The 19,668-nt window shown below is 31.5% G+C and carries 24 protein-coding genes and 1 other RNA gene; 4 read left to right on the top strand and 21 right to left on the bottom strand.

Annotated elements, in window-relative coordinates; all coding sequences use genetic code 11:
• Positions 1-5: 5 nt before the first annotated feature.
• From EQG68_RS10300 to EQG68_RS10290, 3 genes are read right to left on the bottom strand one after another with little or no spacing between them, the layout of a single operon-like run.
• The gene (locus EQG68_RS10300) at positions 6-1,280 is read right to left on the bottom strand and encodes a glucose-1-phosphate adenylyltransferase (RefSeq protein WP_129464808.1); all 1,275 of its coding nucleotides are present in this window, start codon (positions 1,278-1,280) and stop codon (positions 6-8) included.
• Between the two features lie 2 nt (positions 1,281-1,282).
• A complete protein-coding gene (locus EQG68_RS10295) occupies positions 1,283-2,698 on the bottom strand; it encodes a glycogen synthase (protein ID WP_129464807.1) in 1,416 nt (471 codons plus the stop codon).
• Entirely contained in the window at positions 2,699-3,256 is a 558-nt protein-coding gene (locus tag EQG68_RS10290) for a thioredoxin family protein (protein ID WP_129464806.1), read from the bottom strand. It abuts the gene before it with no gap.
• 95 nt (positions 3,257-3,351) lie between these two features.
• Here EQG68_RS10290 and EQG68_RS10285 point away from each other — a divergent pair, with 95 nt between their 5' ends.
• Positions 3,352-3,684: a tRNA-binding protein gene (locus EQG68_RS10285; RefSeq protein WP_129464805.1), complete on the top strand. Its 333-nt coding sequence runs from the start codon at positions 3,352-3,354 to the stop codon at positions 3,682-3,684.
• 17 nt (positions 3,685-3,701) lie between these two features.
• Here the strand turns inward: EQG68_RS10285 and EQG68_RS10280 are convergent, their stop codons facing one another.
• Positions 3,702-4,775 (bottom strand): glutaminyl-peptide cyclotransferase, encoded by a 1,074-nt coding sequence (locus tag EQG68_RS10280; protein ID WP_129464804.1) that lies wholly within the window; start codon positions 4,773-4,775, stop codon positions 3,702-3,704.
• An 87-nt stretch (positions 4,776-4,862) separates the two neighbouring features.
• On the opposite strand from EQG68_RS10280, the gene ffs reads away from it, so the two are divergent.
• Positions 4,863-4,961, top strand: an RNA gene (gene ffs / locus EQG68_RS10275) — signal recognition particle sRNA small type.
• A gap of 183 nt (positions 4,962-5,144) precedes the next feature.
• Here the strand turns inward: ffs and EQG68_RS10270 are convergent.
• Positions 5,145-5,516, bottom strand: coding sequence for a hypothetical protein (locus EQG68_RS10270; protein WP_129464803.1), 372 nt, complete (start codon positions 5,514-5,516; stop codon positions 5,145-5,147).
• Between the two features lie 690 nt (positions 5,517-6,206).
• On the opposite strand from EQG68_RS10270, the gene EQG68_RS10265 reads away from it, so the two are divergent.
• Positions 6,207-7,940 carry an amidohydrolase gene (locus EQG68_RS10265; protein ID WP_129464802.1) on the top strand — a complete coding sequence of 578 codons (1,734 nt, stop codon included), beginning with the start codon at positions 6,207-6,209 and terminating at the stop codon, positions 7,938-7,940.
• Between the two features lie 42 nt (positions 7,941-7,982).
• On the opposite strand, the gene EQG68_RS10260 is transcribed toward EQG68_RS10265, so the two are convergent.
• The 8 genes from EQG68_RS10260 to EQG68_RS10230 form a co-directional block, all read right to left on the bottom strand.
• Positions 7,983-9,017 (bottom strand): endonuclease, encoded by a 1,035-nt coding sequence (locus tag EQG68_RS10260; RefSeq protein ID WP_129464801.1) that lies wholly within the window; start codon positions 9,015-9,017, stop codon positions 7,983-7,985.
• Entirely contained in the window at positions 9,014-10,069 is a 1,056-nt protein-coding gene (locus EQG68_RS10255) for a hypothetical protein (protein ID WP_129464800.1), read from the bottom strand. The genes EQG68_RS10260 and EQG68_RS10255 overlap by 4 nt, the downstream gene beginning before the upstream one ends.
• A gap of 90 nt (positions 10,070-10,159) precedes the next feature.
• Complete coding sequence (locus tag EQG68_RS10250) at positions 10,160-10,495, bottom strand: hypothetical protein (protein WP_129464799.1); 336 nt, start codon at positions 10,493-10,495, stop codon at positions 10,160-10,162.
• A gap of 83 nt (positions 10,496-10,578) precedes the next feature.
• Positions 10,579-11,241: a hypothetical protein gene (locus EQG68_RS10245; protein WP_129464798.1), complete on the bottom strand. Its 663-nt coding sequence runs from the start codon at positions 11,239-11,241 to the stop codon at positions 10,579-10,581.
• A 165-nt stretch (positions 11,242-11,406) separates the two neighbouring features.
• Positions 11,407-11,997, bottom strand: coding sequence for an outer membrane beta-barrel protein (locus EQG68_RS10240; RefSeq protein WP_129464797.1), 591 nt, complete (start codon positions 11,995-11,997; stop codon positions 11,407-11,409).
• 19 nt (positions 11,998-12,016) lie between these two features.
• A complete protein-coding gene (locus EQG68_RS15055) occupies positions 12,017-12,178 on the bottom strand; it encodes a hypothetical protein (RefSeq protein ID WP_164975433.1) in 162 nt (53 codons plus the stop codon).
• 190 nt (positions 12,179-12,368) lie between these two features.
• Positions 12,369-12,836 carry a hypothetical protein gene (locus EQG68_RS10235; protein WP_129464796.1) on the bottom strand — a complete coding sequence of 156 codons (468 nt, stop codon included), beginning with the start codon at positions 12,834-12,836 and terminating at the stop codon, positions 12,369-12,371.
• Between the two features lie 216 nt (positions 12,837-13,052).
• Complete coding sequence (locus tag EQG68_RS10230; protein WP_129464795.1) at positions 13,053-13,682, bottom strand: hypothetical protein; 630 nt, start codon at positions 13,680-13,682, stop codon at positions 13,053-13,055.
• Between the two features lie 314 nt (positions 13,683-13,996).
• Between EQG68_RS10230 and EQG68_RS10225 the strand changes: the two genes are divergently transcribed.
• Complete coding sequence (locus EQG68_RS10225) at positions 13,997-14,602, top strand: REP-associated tyrosine transposase (RefSeq protein WP_394343612.1); 606 nt, start codon at positions 13,997-13,999, stop codon at positions 14,600-14,602.
• Positions 14,603-14,737: 135 nt separating this feature from the next.
• Here the strand turns inward: EQG68_RS10225 and EQG68_RS10220 are convergent, their stop codons facing one another.
• From EQG68_RS10220 to EQG68_RS10185, 8 genes are all read right to left on the bottom strand, one after another.
• Entirely contained in the window at positions 14,738-15,271 is a 534-nt protein-coding gene (locus EQG68_RS10220) for a hypothetical protein (RefSeq protein WP_129464793.1), read from the bottom strand.
• A gap of 60 nt (positions 15,272-15,331) precedes the next feature.
• The gene (locus tag EQG68_RS10215) at positions 15,332-15,829 is read right to left on the bottom strand and encodes a hypothetical protein (RefSeq protein ID WP_129464792.1); all 498 of its coding nucleotides are present in this window, start codon (positions 15,827-15,829) and stop codon (positions 15,332-15,334) included.
• A 105-nt stretch (positions 15,830-15,934) separates the two neighbouring features.
• Positions 15,935-16,327: a hypothetical protein gene (locus EQG68_RS10210; RefSeq protein ID WP_129464791.1), complete on the bottom strand. Its 393-nt coding sequence runs from the start codon at positions 16,325-16,327 to the stop codon at positions 15,935-15,937.
• A gap of 150 nt (positions 16,328-16,477) precedes the next feature.
• A complete protein-coding gene (locus EQG68_RS10205) occupies positions 16,478-17,095 on the bottom strand; it encodes a hypothetical protein (RefSeq protein ID WP_129464790.1) in 618 nt (205 codons plus the stop codon).
• Between the two features lie 96 nt (positions 17,096-17,191).
• A complete protein-coding gene (locus EQG68_RS10200; protein ID WP_129464789.1) occupies positions 17,192-17,581 on the bottom strand; it encodes a hypothetical protein in 390 nt (129 codons plus the stop codon).
• 100 nt (positions 17,582-17,681) lie between these two features.
• Positions 17,682-18,035 (bottom strand): hypothetical protein, encoded by a 354-nt coding sequence (locus EQG68_RS10195; RefSeq protein WP_129464788.1) that lies wholly within the window; start codon positions 18,033-18,035, stop codon positions 17,682-17,684.
• Positions 18,036-18,120: 85 nt separating this feature from the next.
• Positions 18,121-18,495 carry a hypothetical protein gene (locus EQG68_RS10190; protein WP_129464787.1) on the bottom strand — a complete coding sequence of 125 codons (375 nt, stop codon included), beginning with the start codon at positions 18,493-18,495 and terminating at the stop codon, positions 18,121-18,123.
• A gap of 202 nt (positions 18,496-18,697) precedes the next feature.
• Complete coding sequence (locus EQG68_RS10185) at positions 18,698-19,603, bottom strand: hypothetical protein (protein WP_129464786.1); 906 nt, start codon at positions 19,601-19,603, stop codon at positions 18,698-18,700.
• Positions 19,604-19,668: the final 65 nt, after the last annotated feature.

The following is a 19,668-nucleotide window of genomic DNA, read 5'->3' as shown; positions in this document are numbered from 1 at the left end:
GGATATTATTCTATCCTAAATCCATCGGGTAATGTAGCTCCTTTTTTAACTACTATTATACCTTCTTTTATAGTGTACAAAGAGGTATTCATGTCCTCCAAATGTTTTCCGCCGTTTAGATAAACATCATTTCCAATTCTACAATTTTTATCGACAATCGTATTGTTGATATAGCAACGTTTTCCAATGCCAATATTTTTAATATTGTGGGCGATGTTTTGATTCAGTTCATCAAGGTTTTGATAATAATCACTACCCATCACATAAGAATTTTTAATGGTTGTACCTTCATCCACCCGTGAACGGATTCCAATCACAGAATGTTCAATCACCGCCGAGTTTAAAATACAACCTTCTGCCACGATCGATTTTTCAATCGTTGTTTTTCCTAAGGTTTTTCCGGGTGGTAAAACCCTTGCACGGGTATAAATTTTACTGTTATTATCAAACAAATTAAACTTAGGAATGTCATCGGTCAAACCTAAATTAGCTTCAAAAAATGAATCAATATTTCCAATATCGGTCCAATAGCCTTCGTATTGATAACTTAATATCCTTTGTTTTCCAATGGCTTGTGGAATGATTTCTTTTCCAAAATCTTTGGTATCCGGATTTTTCATTAAATCAATTAGCAATTCACGATTAAAAATGTAAATTCCCATGGATGCCAAATAATGTCTTCCATCATTTTTCATTTCATCACTCACCTCCGAAGTCCATTGTGGTAATAAATCAGCCGCCGGTTTTTCTATAAAGGAGGAAATAAAACTGTTTTCATCCGTTTTCAAAATACCAAATTCAGGTGCTTCTTTGGCAGATACAGGTAAAGTAGCAATCGTTATTGAAGCTCCACTTTGTTGATGAGCGTCAATCATTTCATTAAAATCCATTTGATACAATTGATCACCGGATAAAATCAAAGCATAATCAAACTCATGATTCAAGAAGTGTTGCATACATTGGCGAACCGCATCGGCCGTTCCTTGAAACCAAGTTGGATTATCAGGCGTTTGTTCTGCGGCTAAAATATCAACAAATGCAGTGCTGAAATAGCTAAAATGGTATGTGTTTTTAATGTGTTGATTCAACGAAGCCGAATTAAATTGTGTCAAAACAAACATTCGTTTGATGTCAGAATTGATACAATTGGAAATTGGAATATCAACTAATCGATATTTCCCTGCAATAGGAACTGCCGGTTTTGAACGGGTTTCCGTTAATGGATATAATCGTGAGCCTTGTCCTCCTCCTAAAATAATGGCTAAAACATCTTTTTTCATGGTTATTTTTTTAATGATTGGTAAACTTCAATATATTCTTGTGCAACTTTTTCCCAAGAATGGTCAATTTGCATGATTGTTTTTCTGGTTTTATCAAAATTTTTAACATCGTTATATAAATCAATTGCTCTGGTAATAGAATAATTTACATCATACACGCTTGTCTGGTCGTGACAAATTCCAAATCCTCCATCGCCAATGTCAATCACTGTATCCTTAAGTCCTCCTGTTCTTCTAACAATCGGAATTGTACCATAACGTAAAGCATAGAGTTGATTCAATCCACATGGTTCCACTCTGGAAGGCATTAAAAGATAATCTGCTCCGGCATAGATAATATGGGCTAACTTTTCATTGTACCCAATGTAAGCATTGTAATTTCCTTTATAAAAATGAGTGAGTTGGGTTAATCCATGCTCCACATTTGAATCACCTGAACCTAAAATTAAAATATTGATTTCGTTTGGATTTCGACTTAAGGCAATACTGCAAATTTCAGGCAATAAATCGGCTCCTTTTTCACCAACCAATCTTCCAATGAAAGTGAAAAGTGGTTTGGTTGGATCTAAATTAAATTGTTCACATAAATACTTTTTATTTTTTGATTTTCCGGTACTTAAGGTCTTTACATCATAATTGAATTCAAGCATATCATCCGTTTTCGGATTCCAAACTTCATTGTCAATTCCGTTTAAAATTCCCAGGCATTTTGGACGTTCAAATCGCAATAGATTTTCTAAACCATTGGCTTTTTCACTCAATTCGTCTAAATAACTGGGTGATACAGTGGTTACTTTCCATGCACATTTAATAGCTGAAGCTAGTGGATTGATGATGCCGTTCCATTCTAAAAACCCTAATCGTGACGAACTTACTTGTGGTAAATAATGTAATTTATCAAAACCAAACCATCCTTGGTATTGACCGTTATGAATGGTTAAAATAGTTGGAACATGATTCAAATGTTGATAAATTGGTGCATGCGACATCATAAACGATATTAGTCCTGTATGGTGGTCGTGGCAATGAATGATGTCCGGTGTTTGATTGGTTTCGGTCAACCAATTTAAAAAAGCCACTTGAAAAGCAGTAAATCGCTCTGTATCATCTTCATAGGAATAAACGTTGGGACGGTCAAACAATTCAGGAATGGCAATTAAATACAACTCAAACCCGAGTTTATTGGTTTTCTCCTTGAGTATAGTATAGGAAAAAGTAAACCATCCTAATCGCAATTGTCCTTGGTGAATGGTTTCAAATTCATTTTCTTTTGAAAATTTATTGTCATAACCCGGAACAACAACTTTTGCATGATGTCCTAATTGATTTAAATATTTTGGTAAAGCCCCCACAACATCGGCAAGACCGCCCACTTTTGCCACCGGATAACACTCGGCACTAATATGAATAATTTCCATTTATTTTTTCCATTTAATGTTACAACCAATGCTAGGTTTTTGATTCGGGTTAACCACTCGATTATATAAAACACTATCAATGGCTCCTCGTAAATCACTTCCGCTGAGTGGAATGCCGTTGCCGGGACGGGAATCATCTAATTGTCCGCGGTAAACCAATTTGTCCTGATTGTCAAAAAGAAAGAAATCGGGCGTGCAAGCTGCACCGAAAGCTTTGGCTACTTCCTGCGTTTCATCATACAAATACGGAAATTCAAACTTATTTTCAAAAGCAAATTCAGTCATTAATTCCGGACTGTCTTGTGGATATTGTTCAACATCATTGCTGGAAATGGCAACCATCCCAATACCCTGTACGCGGTAATCATTGGCAACTAAAATGATTTCATCAATCACATGATGCACAAACGGACAATGATTGCAAATAAAAAATACTAATGTTCCTTTTTCGCCTTTGCAATCTGAAAACGTAAAAAAATCATTGGAATTGGTGTCTTTTAAATGAAAGTTTGGAGCAGAAGTTCCCAAAGAAATCATGTTTGATTCTGTTCTGGCCATTAGTACAACTATTTATTTTAAGTTAATGTTTAAAGTTAAGAATTTTTAGTTTGATATTCCTATTTTTGAGTTTAATTTTTTAAGAATATTTTGTTATGCTCACGTGGGAAGAATTTGAAAAGGTAGAAATGCGAATTGGAACTATTGTAGAGGTAAATGATTTTCCGGAAGCACGTAAACCGGCTTATCAGTTAACCATCGATTTTGGTAATGAAATTGGAATCAGAAAATCATCGGCTCAAATTACGAAACGATATAGTAAAGAGGAATTAATCGGTAAGCAAATTGTAGCAGTAGTCAACTTTCCTAAAAAGCAAATCGGCAAATTCATGAGTGAATGTTTGGTATTGGGTTCGGTAGGAACAGACAATGATATCGTACTTTTAGCCTCCGATAAAAAAGTGGAAAATGGTCTAAAAATAGGTTAGTTAATTTAGTTTGCTTATTAATCTACTTTAATTTCAAATAATTTATCCCAATTCTTTCCCGTAACAAAAATTGTGTTGCTTTTAGGGTTATAAGCGATTCCGTTTAATACGTCAATATCCGGATGTAGTGTGACTAATTTCTTTAAATCACCTAAATAGAGAACTGCTTCGACTTCACCGTTACTTGGATTAATCACCGCAATGGCATCTTTTTGATAAATATTTCCATAAATTTTTCCGTTAATCCACTCCAGCTCGTTTACAGATTTGATTTTGTTTGCTCCGGAATACACATTTATATTACTCTCTATTAACATCGTTTCCGGATTAAGCATGTAAATTTTTTCAGTTCCATCAGATTGGTAGAGCATTTTACCATCGTTACACAATCCCCAACCTTGAATACGTTTAGAATAATTAAAACGTTTTATTTCAGTAAAATTATCAGCATCATAGATAAATCCAAAACCATTTTGCCAAGTAAGTTGATAAACTTTGTTATTCAAGATAGTGATTCCTTCTCCAAAAATAATTTCCGGATATTCAATTTTTTTATAAACTTCCCCGGTTTTAAAATTAGTTTTTCGCAAGCTGGAAATCCCTTTAACACCTGTTGCATTGCCTGCACCATTGCCTGTTCCTTCGTATAGTGTATCGCGATGAAATTCAAGTCCTTGCGTATAAGCTTTGCTATCGTGGGGATAGGAGTTTATCAAAGTATATGACAATAGTTTAGGCTCAATTTTAGAAATCAATTCAATTCGGTGGGTCACTTCGGCATATTCATTTTCAAAATAAACCAATGCTTTTAGGTTTTGATAACCTAATTTTTGATTTGTTAATTGAAAATCGATGTTTTTATTTCCTAATATGGTACTGATTTTTTTGCTATTTGCAAAGAAAACAATACTGTCTATTTGTTTGTTTTTTGTGTTTGAAATGCTAAGAGTAGCTTTTTCATTGGTTGTGAACTGTGCTTTTGATGGAGTTGTATTTAACTGAAATAAACCTGAATTACTTTTTTTAGAATTTTCACAACTAAAAAACAAAACAGCTAAGCATATGAACGAGAATAGGTTATATTTTTTCATGGGAATTTTGCGATAATATTGACAAATATAGCAATTTGAATTGAACTATATTACTTGTAAAAACATAAAAATAGTGTATATTTGCAACGGCAAGTCCTACACGACCAGCTCCTGCAAACTCCTCCAGGGTGGGAACACAGCAAAGGTATGCGGTTGTAGCGGTGCGATGTAGGTCGCTTGCCATTTTTTTTCTTAAACGATTGTTCTAATCGAATTTTTTTTATCATCTCTTAATTTTTTGATATAAAACCCCCCTTAATCAATAACATATTTGATGTATTTTATTGATTTTCAATTAATTTAAAGATGTTGTGAGATGAAGGAAAAAACAACAGAATTGAATTCTACTCTAAATCCATACAGTAAAGTTTACTTTGTTTTTTTATAAAAGCGAAAAATCAACCCTACTATACACCAAAACGGCAGGGTTGACAGCAGGATCGTCCATTTTAGTGTTAACAAACCAATGAGTGTCATTATCCCGAATAATAATCCCAAACAACCGATACTAATGAAGGTTAAACGCTTGGAAGGTGTGGATTGAAAAAGTGTAATGATGAGCAATAATTGTCCCAAAAGCGGTAATAAGATAAACGGATGCATGACCGCAAGCGGTTCGGAAAACAGTTTGGAAAATACTTCCCACTCGGCTTCGAATAAGAAGGCGTGGTTATCTTCTCCCCATGATAAATAACCGATGAGGGAGGAAAGAAGGAGCAATAGGTTGTGTAATTTAGACAATGAAATGTATGTTCTTTATACTTGTAAATGTAATAAAAAATTAACCTTGTACATACTGTAAACTAACCTTTTCCATAGCTTTACTATGGCTATGATATGGCTTTGATAAGGAGATGGTAGGCTATAAACACGCTATAACCTCCTTATAAACTCGTTTTAATTGTACTTATGGAAGTTTGTGATGTGAAAGGAATAACAAAAAGATTTGGAAGTAAAAATCTTTTTTTTGAGGCTCAAATATATAGAAAAAAATATCCTAATGCAACCTAAAACATGTAAAATAGTTAATGCTAAGAATTATTTCCGCATCACGGTTACTTTGTAAATTTTATCATTTTTTACTTCGTAAATCAAGACTAACTCCAAAATGTCCTGTGACCCTTTTCTTCCCACAATACTCTCATGATCGATGACTTTGTTATCAAAAACGATAATTTCCCGATTATAGAGAAATCTACTCTAAAATGCTATAAATATTATTAAATAGATGCAGAAAAACAAACACACTATTTTTAATAATTATTTATATATAATTCACAATATTAACGTTTTATAAATATATATGACATAAAAACAATGCATTTCACTTGGACTAAATAAATGTTTTTAGTTATATATTTGTATTATTATTTAATCCTTTTCACTAGACTAATCAGAGGTATTCCTTTTTTAATTTTATAAAAACAAAAGATGAAAAAGTATTTATTCATTTGCATTGTAATTGTCTATTCATTTGTTAGTTGCAAGTCTGAACCGGAGGGTAATTCTTCAAAAGATACAAGTGCAATTACCATTTATCACAATGGTAAAATTATTACAATGGAAACAAATTCTCCTCAATATATGGAAGCTGTAGCAGAAGAAAACGGGAAAATTATTTTTGTTGGTTCTTTTAAGGAAGCAGAAAAAAAATTCAGTCAGGCCAAAAAAATTGATTTGAAGGGGAGTACATTATTACCCGGCTTTATTGACCCTCACAGCCATTTTGATAAAGTTTCGCATTCTATGGGACAACTCAATTTAAGTCCGCCACCAGTAGGCGATGTAACTTCTATTCCTCAAGTCATGGAAAAATTAAAAGCGTACAAAAAAGAGCATAATATTCCGGATGGTGAATGGATTTTTGCATGGGGATATGATGATAATCAATTAGAAGAAAAACGTCATCTCAATAAAAATGAAATTGATGCTGTGCTTCCGAATAATCCGGTTTATCTCGATCATACGAGTGGTCATATGGGTGTGGCAAATAGTTTAGCACTAAAAATGATGGGGGTAACAGCGGAAAGCATCGATCCTCCGGGTGGTAATATTGATCGTTTTCCGGGAACTAACGAACCCAATGGCTTAGTGCAGGAAACGGCTATGTATCCATTTGTAGGGAATATGATTCAAGTTCTTGACTCAAAATCGGATGTATTTTTTGAGCTTACCCAAAATTATTATGCCGAAAACGGAATTACAACTGCCAATGATGGTATGGTCGGTAGAAAAAAATTAGATTTCTATAAGAAAATGGCTGATGAAGGAAAATTCAAAATCGATTTAATTACATTGGCAGGTTTTAAAGAGTTAGAAATTAATTTGAAGGATTCCTTATTACAATTCAATACTTATTCCAATAAATTAAAAATTCAGGGAACCAAAATTATTGGAGACGGTTCTCCACAAGGTAAAACAGCTTTCTTTAAAAAACCGTATTTAACCCGTGTTGCCGGCTGTTCACATCTTTGTACCGGACTTCCTAGTGTGAATCAAGAAGAATTGGAACGATTATTTATTTTAGCATATAAAAATGATAATCAAGTTTTTACGCATTGCAATGGTGATGCCTCTATCGATATGGTATTAAAAGCTCATGAAAAGGCTTGTGCCGTTTTAAAACAACCGCTTGATAAAGACAGAAGAACCGTCGTTATCCATTCACAGTTTGTAAGGCCAGACCAACTTGAAAAATATGTAAAGTATAAAATAATACCTTCCTTCTTTACCAATCATGCCTACTTTTGGGGAGATGTACATACAGAGAATCTGGGTGAAGAAAGAGCAAACTTTCTCAGTCCAATTTCAACAGCTGATAAAATGGGGATTATGTATACCAACCATTCCGATGCGACCGTAACGCCTATCTATCCAATATTTACTATTTGGTCTGCTGTCAATAGAACATCACGCTCCGGAAATGTTATTGGTGAGCAAGAACGTGCCACAGTTTATCAAGCACTCAAAGCAATAACCATAAATGCTGCATATCAGCACTTTGATGAAAAAGTAAAAGGCTCTTTGGTTGAAGGAAAGCTTGCTGATTTTGTTATACTTGATCAAAATCCATTAACAAGTAATCCAAAAGAACTTAAAAATATTCGGGTTTTAAAAACGATTAAAGAGGGGAAAATAGTTTTTGAAAAATATATTTTTTTGTAACCACAGGTTTTGAATTGGTCTTAAATCAACCAATCTTTAATATTAATTGAACAATCGCTCAGCAAGTGTGGCATCAATTATAAAAGGATTATCATTGCCCTGATACAATTTAATTTTGTTGTTTCGTTCCATTTCAATTTGATCTACAGGGTCTTGATTGTGCCATTGCAACAGCGTTGTTTTCATACTATTAAAAAAAGCATCGTTGGCATACTCTGGATATGTATTATTATTTATGGAATTGTAAATTGTATAAAAATAGAAAACAGCTCGGGCAATATCTCCTTTTCTATTTTCAGAGGGTTCAAATGAACATTGTTGAGTAGCTGTCAGTAAAGGATAGGTGGTTTCATTATCTTTTTCAGAATAGTTGTCAATAGCCATTGTGGGTTGTGTGGTTAATTCTTGTGTTAAATAATACCATACTTCTGTATCGGCATCAACAATTTCACCAAAAGGGCAATTTCCTCTTGAAAAATTAACTTCAATCTTACTGGGAAATATATTAAACATATCACTTTGAGCCGGTTCAAGACTCGCTCCCATACTTTGCGGAAAAACATGTTCTGCATTAATCCCCCTATTAAAAGCATGTACGGAAGGGTCCGGACTTGTTGAATAATCCATGATTACTGTATAATCAGAATAAATACCTTTTAATTCTTGCGTAATCGGATTTACATCAATTTCACTGTATAAAATATCTCGGGCAACATTGTAACCTAATGTTTGGCTTGGGGTATAATTTTGTTGTAAACAAGCTAAAAGAGAAGCATACGAAGTATTTTCACTGCAAATTGAAACGGTTTCATGGTTTACAATGGCATGCCAAGTAACTCCATCAAATAGATTTAAAACTTTTGTATCCAGGTTAAAAATAATCAGCCCTTTAGCGGTTGGCGTAACCGGAATGGCATCGCGTTCTTGGGTGGTCATACGTGGCGGCAATACACCTAGTGAGGTGCTTCGCACTTCTAAAGCGGAAGAAACGGAAGGAGTTGTTGTTCCAATACCCACTTGAGCCTCTGCAGCATACCAGAAAAATAGGGTAGTGATAAAAATGAATACTTTTTTCATATTCCGTTTACTAATCCTTTGGAATTTGAGGTTTGATTCAAAAGCCAAGTTCCGCTTGAAGTTCTTTGAATAGAACCGTTTGCGGTTGTATTGATACTATCTTCCAACACACCAACATCTGTGCTGCTGGTTCCGGCTGCACCACCATTTAACGCAGTGAAAACTCCTTCATAACTTATGAATTCAATCAAACCGGAAGGACCAATCAAAGCAATACCGTCAGGAGCACCATTTTGAATTGAAATAGGTTGCCAAACATAATAACAATCTGTACTATCACACGTTTGGACTAAGGTATTCAAAGTGGCACTGTCATAAGTTGATTGATTCGAACCATTATATAAAACAATGGAATATTGTGAAAGGTTTGCAGGCTGACTACCCATTGCTCCTGTAATTCTAATCTCCACAAATTCATTTACATCGGTTCCAATATTATCATAATGGAATTCGTTAATTCTTGCGGCAACAGAAACGGTTGTAACTGCTCCTTGGTAAGGCGATGTAACTTCCACGCCCGTCAACGCACCGGTTTGTGCTTTTGGGGTTACACCAAAGGCGATGTATTTTCCAACATCATTGGAGGTAAGCGTATAAGTCAATGCATTAGCTCCCGAAATAGCAATGGAATTAGTTCCCGTATTCGAATCAGCTCTGTACCATTGAAAATCGGAAGTAGCTTCTAAATCAAGCTGTGCATCTTGATACGTATAGGTTCCTGTAACAACTTGACCTACATTTAATCCACCGGAAAAAGTAACATTGTTGGCAGTTGGTACCGTATTGGTTGAGGGGCAATAAATATTTTCCCAGTTTGTACCATTAAAAACTTGAAGGCATTGAACATTTCCTTCTATTAAATAAATCAATAAACCTACTGCCGGAGCATTGATTGCATCGCGTTGCACGGTGTTCATTCGGGGCAGTAATAAACCGCCTGTAGTAGAGGAAATATCCAATATGGAAGAAGCATCCGGATTAGTGGTACCTATTCCAACTTGGGCATAGCCTGATAACGTCAGGAAAATACAGATTAAATAAATTAATTTCAATTATTGTGGTATTTGAAAGCAAAAATAAACTTTTTTTAATTGATTTGAATTAAAATTAGTTTAACCAAATTATAGTATAAGTGAGAATTCTTAAATCCAACTTATTTTATCTCCAAACCTAATTTCTACCATAATCATCATTGTTATAAAATAAACTGTTGGAATTAATCCCAAAATTATCCAAATGAGATAATTTTTCCAAACTGATTTATTGAAATACCATATCAGTAAGGGATGTAATGATGACCAACAAAGTGCACTCAAAACCATTATAAAATTCAAAAAGCTACCTAATTGATAAATCCAGCGGTATTCTGAAATTCTAAATCTTTGCACATAATTTCCAATTAACATTCCAGACAAACAAATTACTACAATTAAAATTGCAGTCCATTTTGGATTGTATTTAAATGTAAAATATTTCATTAGTAAATTAGGCTAACAAAGTTACTAGGGGTTCACAAAGCATATACTATCAAATGATTCTTATGCAATCTTAATTCGTGAAATTAATCCATAAATTTTGTAATTATTCCAAATTGCAGCAGCATAAAACCGCTTATTATCAAAGCAAAAATTGCAAATTTTTTGATGTCATGTACTGTTTTCCCTTCTTTTAAAATCAGTCGTCTAAAATCTGCAGAAAGTAAGCTCAAAAGAGCCGTTAGAAATAAAAGTCCAATAGCTGTTAAAATTCCATATCCAATCGGAAATTTATCTGTTTTACCCAGAAAGAACGTAATAAAATCAGTTAAGAAAAGTGCGTTCCAAACCACTATTGCTCCAATGGCAAAACCTTTTTTGATGGGAAAACCTCCTTTTGCCTGTTTTTCAATGATTGTTCTGTCTATTTGTTGTTCAGTTGCATTTTGATTACTTAAAAATCCTGTTGCTTTGATTTGTTGAACCACAGCACTCGGGTCTTTAAATGTCCAAAAAATCACTCGCTCATTGTAGTTGGCAACGTTATGATTAATTTTTATTCCTTGTCCCAATAACGGAATCATAACATACGGTTCAATTGAAACAATGTCAGAAGCTTGAAAAATCAAATTTCCAACAATTGAAGCATTTAATTCCAATCTATCTTTATTCACTTTTAAAGTGGCCAATGGAAATGTAGCATTCGCCATTCCAATTCTTGCTCCGCCTGTTAATTGTAACTCGTTCATTTTTTTGATTGGTTTTACTTTTGGTTCAATATCTACGATTTTCCCCAAATCTACACAACTTTTTCAACTACTAAAAAAGTTTATAGCCTTATAGCAGATAAAAAAAATCATTATTTCTAGTGAGATATCCTATCCTTACTAAGGGCAGAGGCAGTGTATTTTTTTTTAAATTCGATATCCAATTCCAATTTTAAGAATGTTAATATTCGTATTATAACTTTTATCAGGAATTCCGTCTTCAACTCCAACCTTTATAAAGTCATAGTGTGCTTGTATGAATAATTTGCGAGTTAAATCATAGGATAATCCTATATTAAAATTTAAACCATTCTCATTATCGTCAATATCCGCAGGTAAATCAGCATTCGTATTTTCTTTCCATTTTGCGTCATAAATTAATATAGAATATCCTATTCCAACGTGAGGGTGAAATTTTTCTAAACTTGGGATATTGAATTCCATAAAAATTCGAGGTTGTATTGGAAAAATCTTAACGTCAAAAAGCTGGTTTACGTTAGTTGCACCGGATTTTGTATTCTGAAAATAACCAAAATTTACAGAAGCCCCAATATCAATTGTTTTATGATTTAAAAATTTATATTTAGCACCAACATCAAAAATTCCGTTATAATTTTTTCCAAGAAAGTTATCTCCAATAGGAATTGGGAAATTAGCTTCAACACTAAATTTTGAATCTTGTGATAATAATGTAATTGTAAAAAATAATAATAATATCGTTATTAATTTTAATCTCATAATTTTATAAATTATTTATTTAATCACAACTACAATCAAATTGTTGAGCAATTTCTTCACAAGTCAAGTCTTCTGCAGATTGAATGTTTAATTGAGAACAATTAATTTTATCATCATTTTTTGAACAGGAAATATTCGTTATTCCAATTAATACTCCAATTGCTAAAATTAGTTTTTTCATTCGTTGGTGTTGATTAAAATTGCTTTAAATTTTTGTTTCTGATATAGAATTATTTATAAATAATAAATTTACTCAAATCTACACAACTTTTTCAATTGCTCATAAAAATTAAAAGCTGTAATACGTATTGAGAAATTGCTATTTGTTGAGCACGTGCTATCAAAGAAGACTTAGGGGAGTGGGGTAGTTGCTATTTAAGTCTCTTTTCAAATTGTTTTAAAATATCTCTTCCTGCAAGGTAATCAAGCCAATTTAGATTAACATAGATTATATATTCTGATTCATTAAAATCTATCACTAAATTTTGCCTTGACCCATTCATTGATTCTCGGGAATAAATAATTCCATATTCATCTTCAAACTTATCAAAATTAAATTCATTTATTAATAATTTAATTCGTTCATCTTTTTCTTCAATTACTGTTTCAGAAGGAATTATAACAAATGACTGTTCAAATAAAGTTTTTTTCTGAACTTCGTAAAAATAATAACAACTACTAATTAACCATGCAGAAAAAATAATATAAAGTTGAAAATCCTCAAGAATCCATATTTTATGTATTTGAAACCAATTTGTAAAACTCAATAGATATAAACCAACTAATCCTGTTGATAATAATAGAAATGGAAAAATTGATCTTTTAAAAAGTAAAATCATATTTAATCTAGTATACAACTAAGAAAATCCCCAAATCTACACCACTTTTTCAATTGCTCATAAAATTAAAAGTTGTAATACGTATTGAGAAATTGCTATTTGATGAGCACGTGCTATCTAAGAAGACTTAGGGGAGCGGGGTTTTAAAGATCAGTGTGCGATAAATTAAGACTTGGTGTAGCGGATGCCAAATGATTTTGTTTAATCAACTTAATTTTAACGTAAATCATAATCATAAATTATTATATTTATCAATTCTCCATTAATATACATTCTCTTATTAAGAACAAGATTTCTTTCGTTATATTCATCATAAACATAAGTGGTAAATTGATTTGTATTAACATTTAAAATAGATTTGAAATTTCTAGAACCTAAATTGTTTATATTTAGAAGTTGATAATCATAAGCACTTGCTAACGGACTTATAGAAGTGCCGTCTTGTTCGATAATAAAGTTTTCCGAAGTACAATTATTAGAAACATTAATTGTAAATCCATCATAAGTATAATTTATTTCACAAATTAAAATATCATTTTCGTATATTTTGTCTGATATTAATTGCATTTGGTCATAATAATAACGATGTTTAATAATTGTTCCATTTACCTTGATTTCACTACCAATTAAGTTATCATCAAAGAAACCATATGAATAAAAAATTTCCGTACCGTTACTATATGTAATTGAAGTAACCTTTCCTTCACTATTGTAATTCAAAGTGCTTGTGAAAATTTCTCCATTTGAATTAGTTTCAGTGATTATCTTTAAATCATTTATATCATATTCATAGTCAATTACATTTAGAATATTTCCGCTTGAATCTTTTGTTGTTATTCTATCCAATCTTGTATTAATTAAAGTATGAGAGTTGTCTTCTCTAGAACATGAGAAAAGAATCAGAAAAAAGATTAAAGAACAATATTTCATGAGTTTTCAATTGTTTAGTAACTAATAAATATCTTCAAACTTAATCAACTTTTTTTAAATTTTTAATATTAAACCAAGCTTTTCCTGATAAAACCTAAAAATTTGCTATCCGAAGTTTGCACGATTCTATGCGAATGTCTTCCATATCCAAAGTTAGCACACGCTCTGCGAATGTCTGTGACTTCGCAGCAAATATACAATTCCAATTTTTATTATATTTGATTAAATAAATGAATATGGAAGAAGGTTATGTCATTAGAGATCAAAAACTACCGCATTTTATTACCCTTACGGTGGTAGATTGGATTGACGTGTTTTCAAGAAAAATATACCGAGACGAAGTCATTGCTTCTTTGGATTATTGTATCAAAAATAAAGCTATGGTTTTGTATGGCTATGTGATCATGAGCAATCACATTCATATGGTTGTTCAATCTGGTGATGGAAAGTTATCTGATTTAATTCGTGATTTTAAGAAGTTTACAGCCAAAACAATTTTAAGCAAAATACAATCTGAACCGGAAAGCAGAAAAGAATGGATGTTAGAACGTTTTCGATTGGCAACTGAAAGCCATTCCAGAAATAAAGTATTTCAATTTTGGCAATATGGCAATCATCCGGAAGAAATTTATACCAATCTGTTTATGTGGTCAAAATTAGATTATATTCATTTGAATCCGGTTCGAGCTGGATTAGTTGAAAAAGCGTCACATTATTTGTATTCAAGTGCTTCTAATTATGTGCATAATGTTGGTTTGGTTATTATTGAAAAAGCAGATAATCCGATTGTTGATGTGATGAATGTAAACAATGTGCAGCGTTATGATTTGTATTAAAATAGGAAGTATTTTGCTGCGAAGTCACAGACATTCGCAGAGCATGTGCTATCACAGAAGACTTAGGTGAGCGGGTTGAAAATTGCTATTTGTAGAGTAGGTGCTATAAAAGAATACTTATTGAACCTTGATAACCTAAAACCCATTTACCATTACCGATTCATAACTCATTTTATCAATATTTATTTTTATTCGCCAATAACAAAGGCCTCCGTCATCTACTTGAACGTAATAGTTTTTCCAATCTATTTCATTCCATTCAGTAACTCCTTTTTTAGCTAATTCTTCTTTAGGAGGAATTTTTAAAAGCTCACAAAATGCATTTATTTCAATAGCTTTTTCCCCTTTTTCATTGAGAAATGGAATATATTGTCGGAAGTATTTTTCAATATTTGATTTAATTGGTTTCTTGATAAAGTCAAACTCATAATTTTCTATCGCATGCTCTAAAATAGTTTGAGTAAGTTTCAAATCTTCCTCTGTTGGTTGCCATGGTACATAACCATATATTTTTTTTAACCAATCATAATACCACGAATCTTTCAATATAACAGCTCTTTCATCAACGTATTGATAATCGCTTGTTTTATCTATTTTCTCCTTTTTCGATTGATAACAACTCGAAAAGGTAATCAGAATTAGAAGTACTATGATAAAATCTCTTTTCAAGTGTAGTTAAATTATTTTTTTAATTAAGCAAGCATTTATTCGTCAACCCATTACAACATTTCAATTATTATATTTCTTTAAATAGAAATCAGACTTTTGGTTAACTTCATCATTTCCAAATACTTCTTTTATAGAATACTTTGCACTTTCATAACCTAATTCATCTGATTTGACCAAGTGATAAAGAGCTAAGTTCTTAGTTTTATCATCCAGTTGTTCAAACGGTTGACCATTGTTTGGATTACTCAAAATTAAGAAGATATGATAATGTGCTTCAGGAGAATTATACTTATTTGCCATCATTAATGAATAATATAACAATCCTTCATAATTAGCATCTAAAATAAAATTTCCGGCTACCGTATTATAGACTTTTTCATCGCCTTTACTAATGGCTACATTCAATAAACTATCTGTTAGTTTACTGTTTTTATTCATTTTTACATATTCAGGCGTTTCAATTTTTATAATCTCTTTTTTGCTTTCAGTTTTCTTTTCAGAACAGAAAATCAATACATAACTTAAAGACATCGTAATTATAATTAACGTTTTTCTCATATCAGTGTTATGTTTTTAGGTCAGAACTTTGTAAGTTTTATTTAAAGAAGACTTAGGAGAGCCTAGCTGCCATTAAAGAAGACTTAATTAAGCACGATTGAAATTTCATTCTATTTTTTCAATTTGATCAGCCCAATAAGTCGGTAGATTTTCATTTTCATAAACGCTCCAAACATTCCAATCCTTTTCAAGCATTTTAATTTCTTCTTTGTCTGTGTATCTTGAAAATTTAAAGTGACTATTATCTTTATAATTTTCCACTCCAATCTCAATAGGGCATGTAATTATAATTAAAATATTTTCTCCCTTATTCGTTGAATCTAAATTTTCAAGCAGTTCAAATTTTAATGCTACACCGAATGGTTCACGTCCACACTTTGGGGGTAATTCAACACTCGAAAAATCTACAAGTTTAATTTTAATAAATTCTTTTGTTTGACAAAATGTTGAAAAAGTAAATGAAATAATAGTAAAAAAAGTTAAATAGTACTTCATCATGTTTTTCTATAAAATTTGTACTGATTTGTAAATATAAATAAATCTATAAAACTTTTTCAATTGCTCACAAAAATTAAAAGCTGTATTTCTTATTAAAAAACGATTTTCGCAGAGCACGTGCTATCATATAAGACTTAGGTGAGCGGGTTTCTATAAATGCTTCAATGATTCCCATTCTATTTTTGTGATGTTTAATTTTGTTCCTGTAGAATCTGTTTTGTTTTTAAAACATTTCAAGATAAAATGTTTATTCATTTTATTAAACTCATCTGGCTCAATAACAGCAAATGAATAAAATTCAGTATCAAGTTTACCTAATTGAATATTTTTAAAATAAATGGTATCATTTTGAAAAATAAAATTGCCTTTGACTTTTGATACGCCAAAGCAGATAGACCGTTTATTGAACGTGTAATCTTTTTTTAATTTTATTACTGTTGTGCAATTTGCAGCTCCTTCGCTTTGTGCTTCTAAAATGTTAGAAGACTCAAGTCTTTCAAAGTCAAATATTCCTTTGGGTTTCAAAAAGGTTAAGGTCAACACCAGAAGTAAAAGACCACATGTAATGAACCGCTTTTTTTCTGAAAAATTTTCCTTAATCAAAAAGTAGATATTTCTAATGAAAACAAAAATAAATCCCAAATAGACAACCCCTAAGATAAGATAAAACGGAAAAGCTAAAAGACCGAGATGACTTTCCCAAAAGTAAGACGTATTTACGATTAGAAAGTAAAGAATTATTGCAAGTAAAAGACCTTTGTTTTTCAAAAAATAAAATTATTAATTGTTTGTAATGTAATTCATTATTAATTGTAATTATCAAATATTACTTGCTTTTTATCTTAGAATGTAGAGCAAGGGTAATTACCATTCAATATTCAAATGACTTTCTGCAAACTTTTCTGGTTCTACATATGATATCTTTAAATCTTTTAAAATACTTATTGATTTAATTTTAATCTTATCAATTTCAATGTTGGTGTATGTCAACTTTTTTATCCAATTCGATTCATATAGATTAATTACAATTAACTTCAATTCTTCAAGCTTAAATATAATTTTGTCATCAAATCCATATTTTTTATCAAGAGAATTAAGAAATTCTTTAGTAAATAGTGATTCAATTCTACCTTCAATATCCTCACCAAACAATTCTAAATTATTTTCATCATAATTTGATAAATCCGTGGCTAATATTAAAAGTATCAATACTATTTCTTCAAAATGATATTTTTCTAATTTTTTATTTTTCATTGTATGAAATCGTTAGTGAAAATATATATTTAGCTAAAAGAAATTCCCTGAAAAGATACTATCAATGAAAACTTAGGGAGGCTAGCTAAGCTATATGTATTTAAATTTCATCCTTAATACATTCTTTCATTTCTGGCAAAACTTTGTTTTGAATAAATTCAAAAAAGTCTGAATATTCATTTTCAATGATATTCCAATCTGATGTGTTTTTTTGAAATGATAAATGAAAGACAACAACATTTTCACAAACTTTACCATTTTTTATTTCAAAACCAGCAAATGTATCCATATCTTGCCTTTTTCCAAAAGTTAAAACTTCGCGATTTAAACTATGTTCTTCTTTAAACCTTTGATTAATGACAGAGTTTAAATTTAATTCAATATCGAATTGCCATGGAATAAACTTTGTCAATTTTAACTTTAAAAACCAAATATAAGAAGTAGGAATTTCCATTTGTAGAATTATTTTTTTTACTTCAATATTATTATTAATTCAACATGCTATCAATGTAGGTGTAAGGCTTCAGTATTGTTGTTTACTATTCATTTATCCATTTAGAATATTCTGCCCAATCTTCTAAATAAATAGTTCTCATTCTTTTATTATTTAAATCTGAGAAACCAAGTTTGGAATACCTCGGATATTCTGCTAAAGCTAAAACATCTCTACAGTCATTATTTGACATTTCAATATAACTGTCAATTTTTGAAATATCTTTGTTTGAAAGCTTCAAAATTGCAGCTGAAATTCTGTTTATCGCATTTGGATTATCAGCCTTAATGCTATTAAATTTTAGTATAATCTCATCTATATACCTCGGAAATTCTCTCGCAATAAGTCCTTCAAGTTGATTTGTTGATACTTTACCGATGGGCTGAATTCCCAAGTATTTTATTTTAAACTCCTCGAACATAGTGTAAAATTTTTTTCTTTAAGTTTTTAAAAAGATTGCTGTCATTGAAGACTTAGGGGAGCCTGGTAAATATATTCAAATCTAAACAACTTTTTCAACTTCTCGCAAAAATCAAAAGCTGTTTTTCGGATTAAAAAACGCAATTCGCAGAGCACGTGCTATCATAGAAGACTCAGGAGAGCTTGGGGGTTTCTAGCTCAAACTAATCATATTTAATTTTTGGTTTTATAATATTTTCATCTATATTTTTTTGTCCACAATTTTTTTCCTCTAAAAGTTCATCAAAATTGAGGATTAGAATTTTCCCAGCGATAGAATCTTTTTTTGCCAATTTAATGGTGTCGTATATTTCAATGAAAGCATATTTATCATTAAAATATTGAAGCTTGTGGGCGTTTTTCGGATATAGTGACTCGACTTTACATTCAATTTGTTGAATATTTACTAAATCTTTTGGAACCATGAAGATCAAATGAAACATTATAAATACTCTTGAAAGGGAATACAAGTAACCTCCAATTATAAAATAGGACATATAATAGTGCAAAAGGCCATTAACTTTTCCTAGACTAAATTTGGTTTCTGTAAAGCCTTTCAACATAAGGAATGTAATAATTAGAAATCCTGCCACAGCCATGAAAAGCATCCACAAATTATGCCCGGTAGGTTTTGCTTCCAAGTCGTTTGACAGATAGTTCATTAAGAAATGATAGCCACCGAATATTAGCACCGCACTTATAGCATTTCCAAGTGCATATTTTGGTTCATCATTCTCTAAAATAGGAACTGGTGGTTTTTTGGGCGGATCAATTACATAAATTCCAATAATCATTAAAATACCCATACTAGTAAAAGACAAAAATATCATTACAATTATTCCGTCAGCTATCAGTTGACTTGCAGAGAAAAAGCGTATTAATTGTAAGCGGATGCTGATTAATTCCAATACCTGCCAAATTCCACCTAATAATGCAGGAATAACTAATATCAAACTCAAATAGCTACTTACTCTTTTAATGTTTTTTTTGACAAAATTCTTTAAAACAGTTTTCCGCCTTTTTCTTTCAGCTAAATAGTAAGTGTAATCTGGTTCTTGAGTTTCATCCATTTCTCTTATTTTTAGAATAATGCTGTTTAGAATTACTGACAACTAGTAAATATTATCAAATCTAC

Origin of the sequence: Flavobacterium piscinae, assembly GCF_004122145.1 — a bacterium.
GTDB lineage: Bacteria > Bacteroidota > Bacteroidia > Flavobacteriales > Flavobacteriaceae > Flavobacterium > Flavobacterium piscinae.
This window is presented reverse-complemented; position numbering and strand designations above follow the sequence as displayed.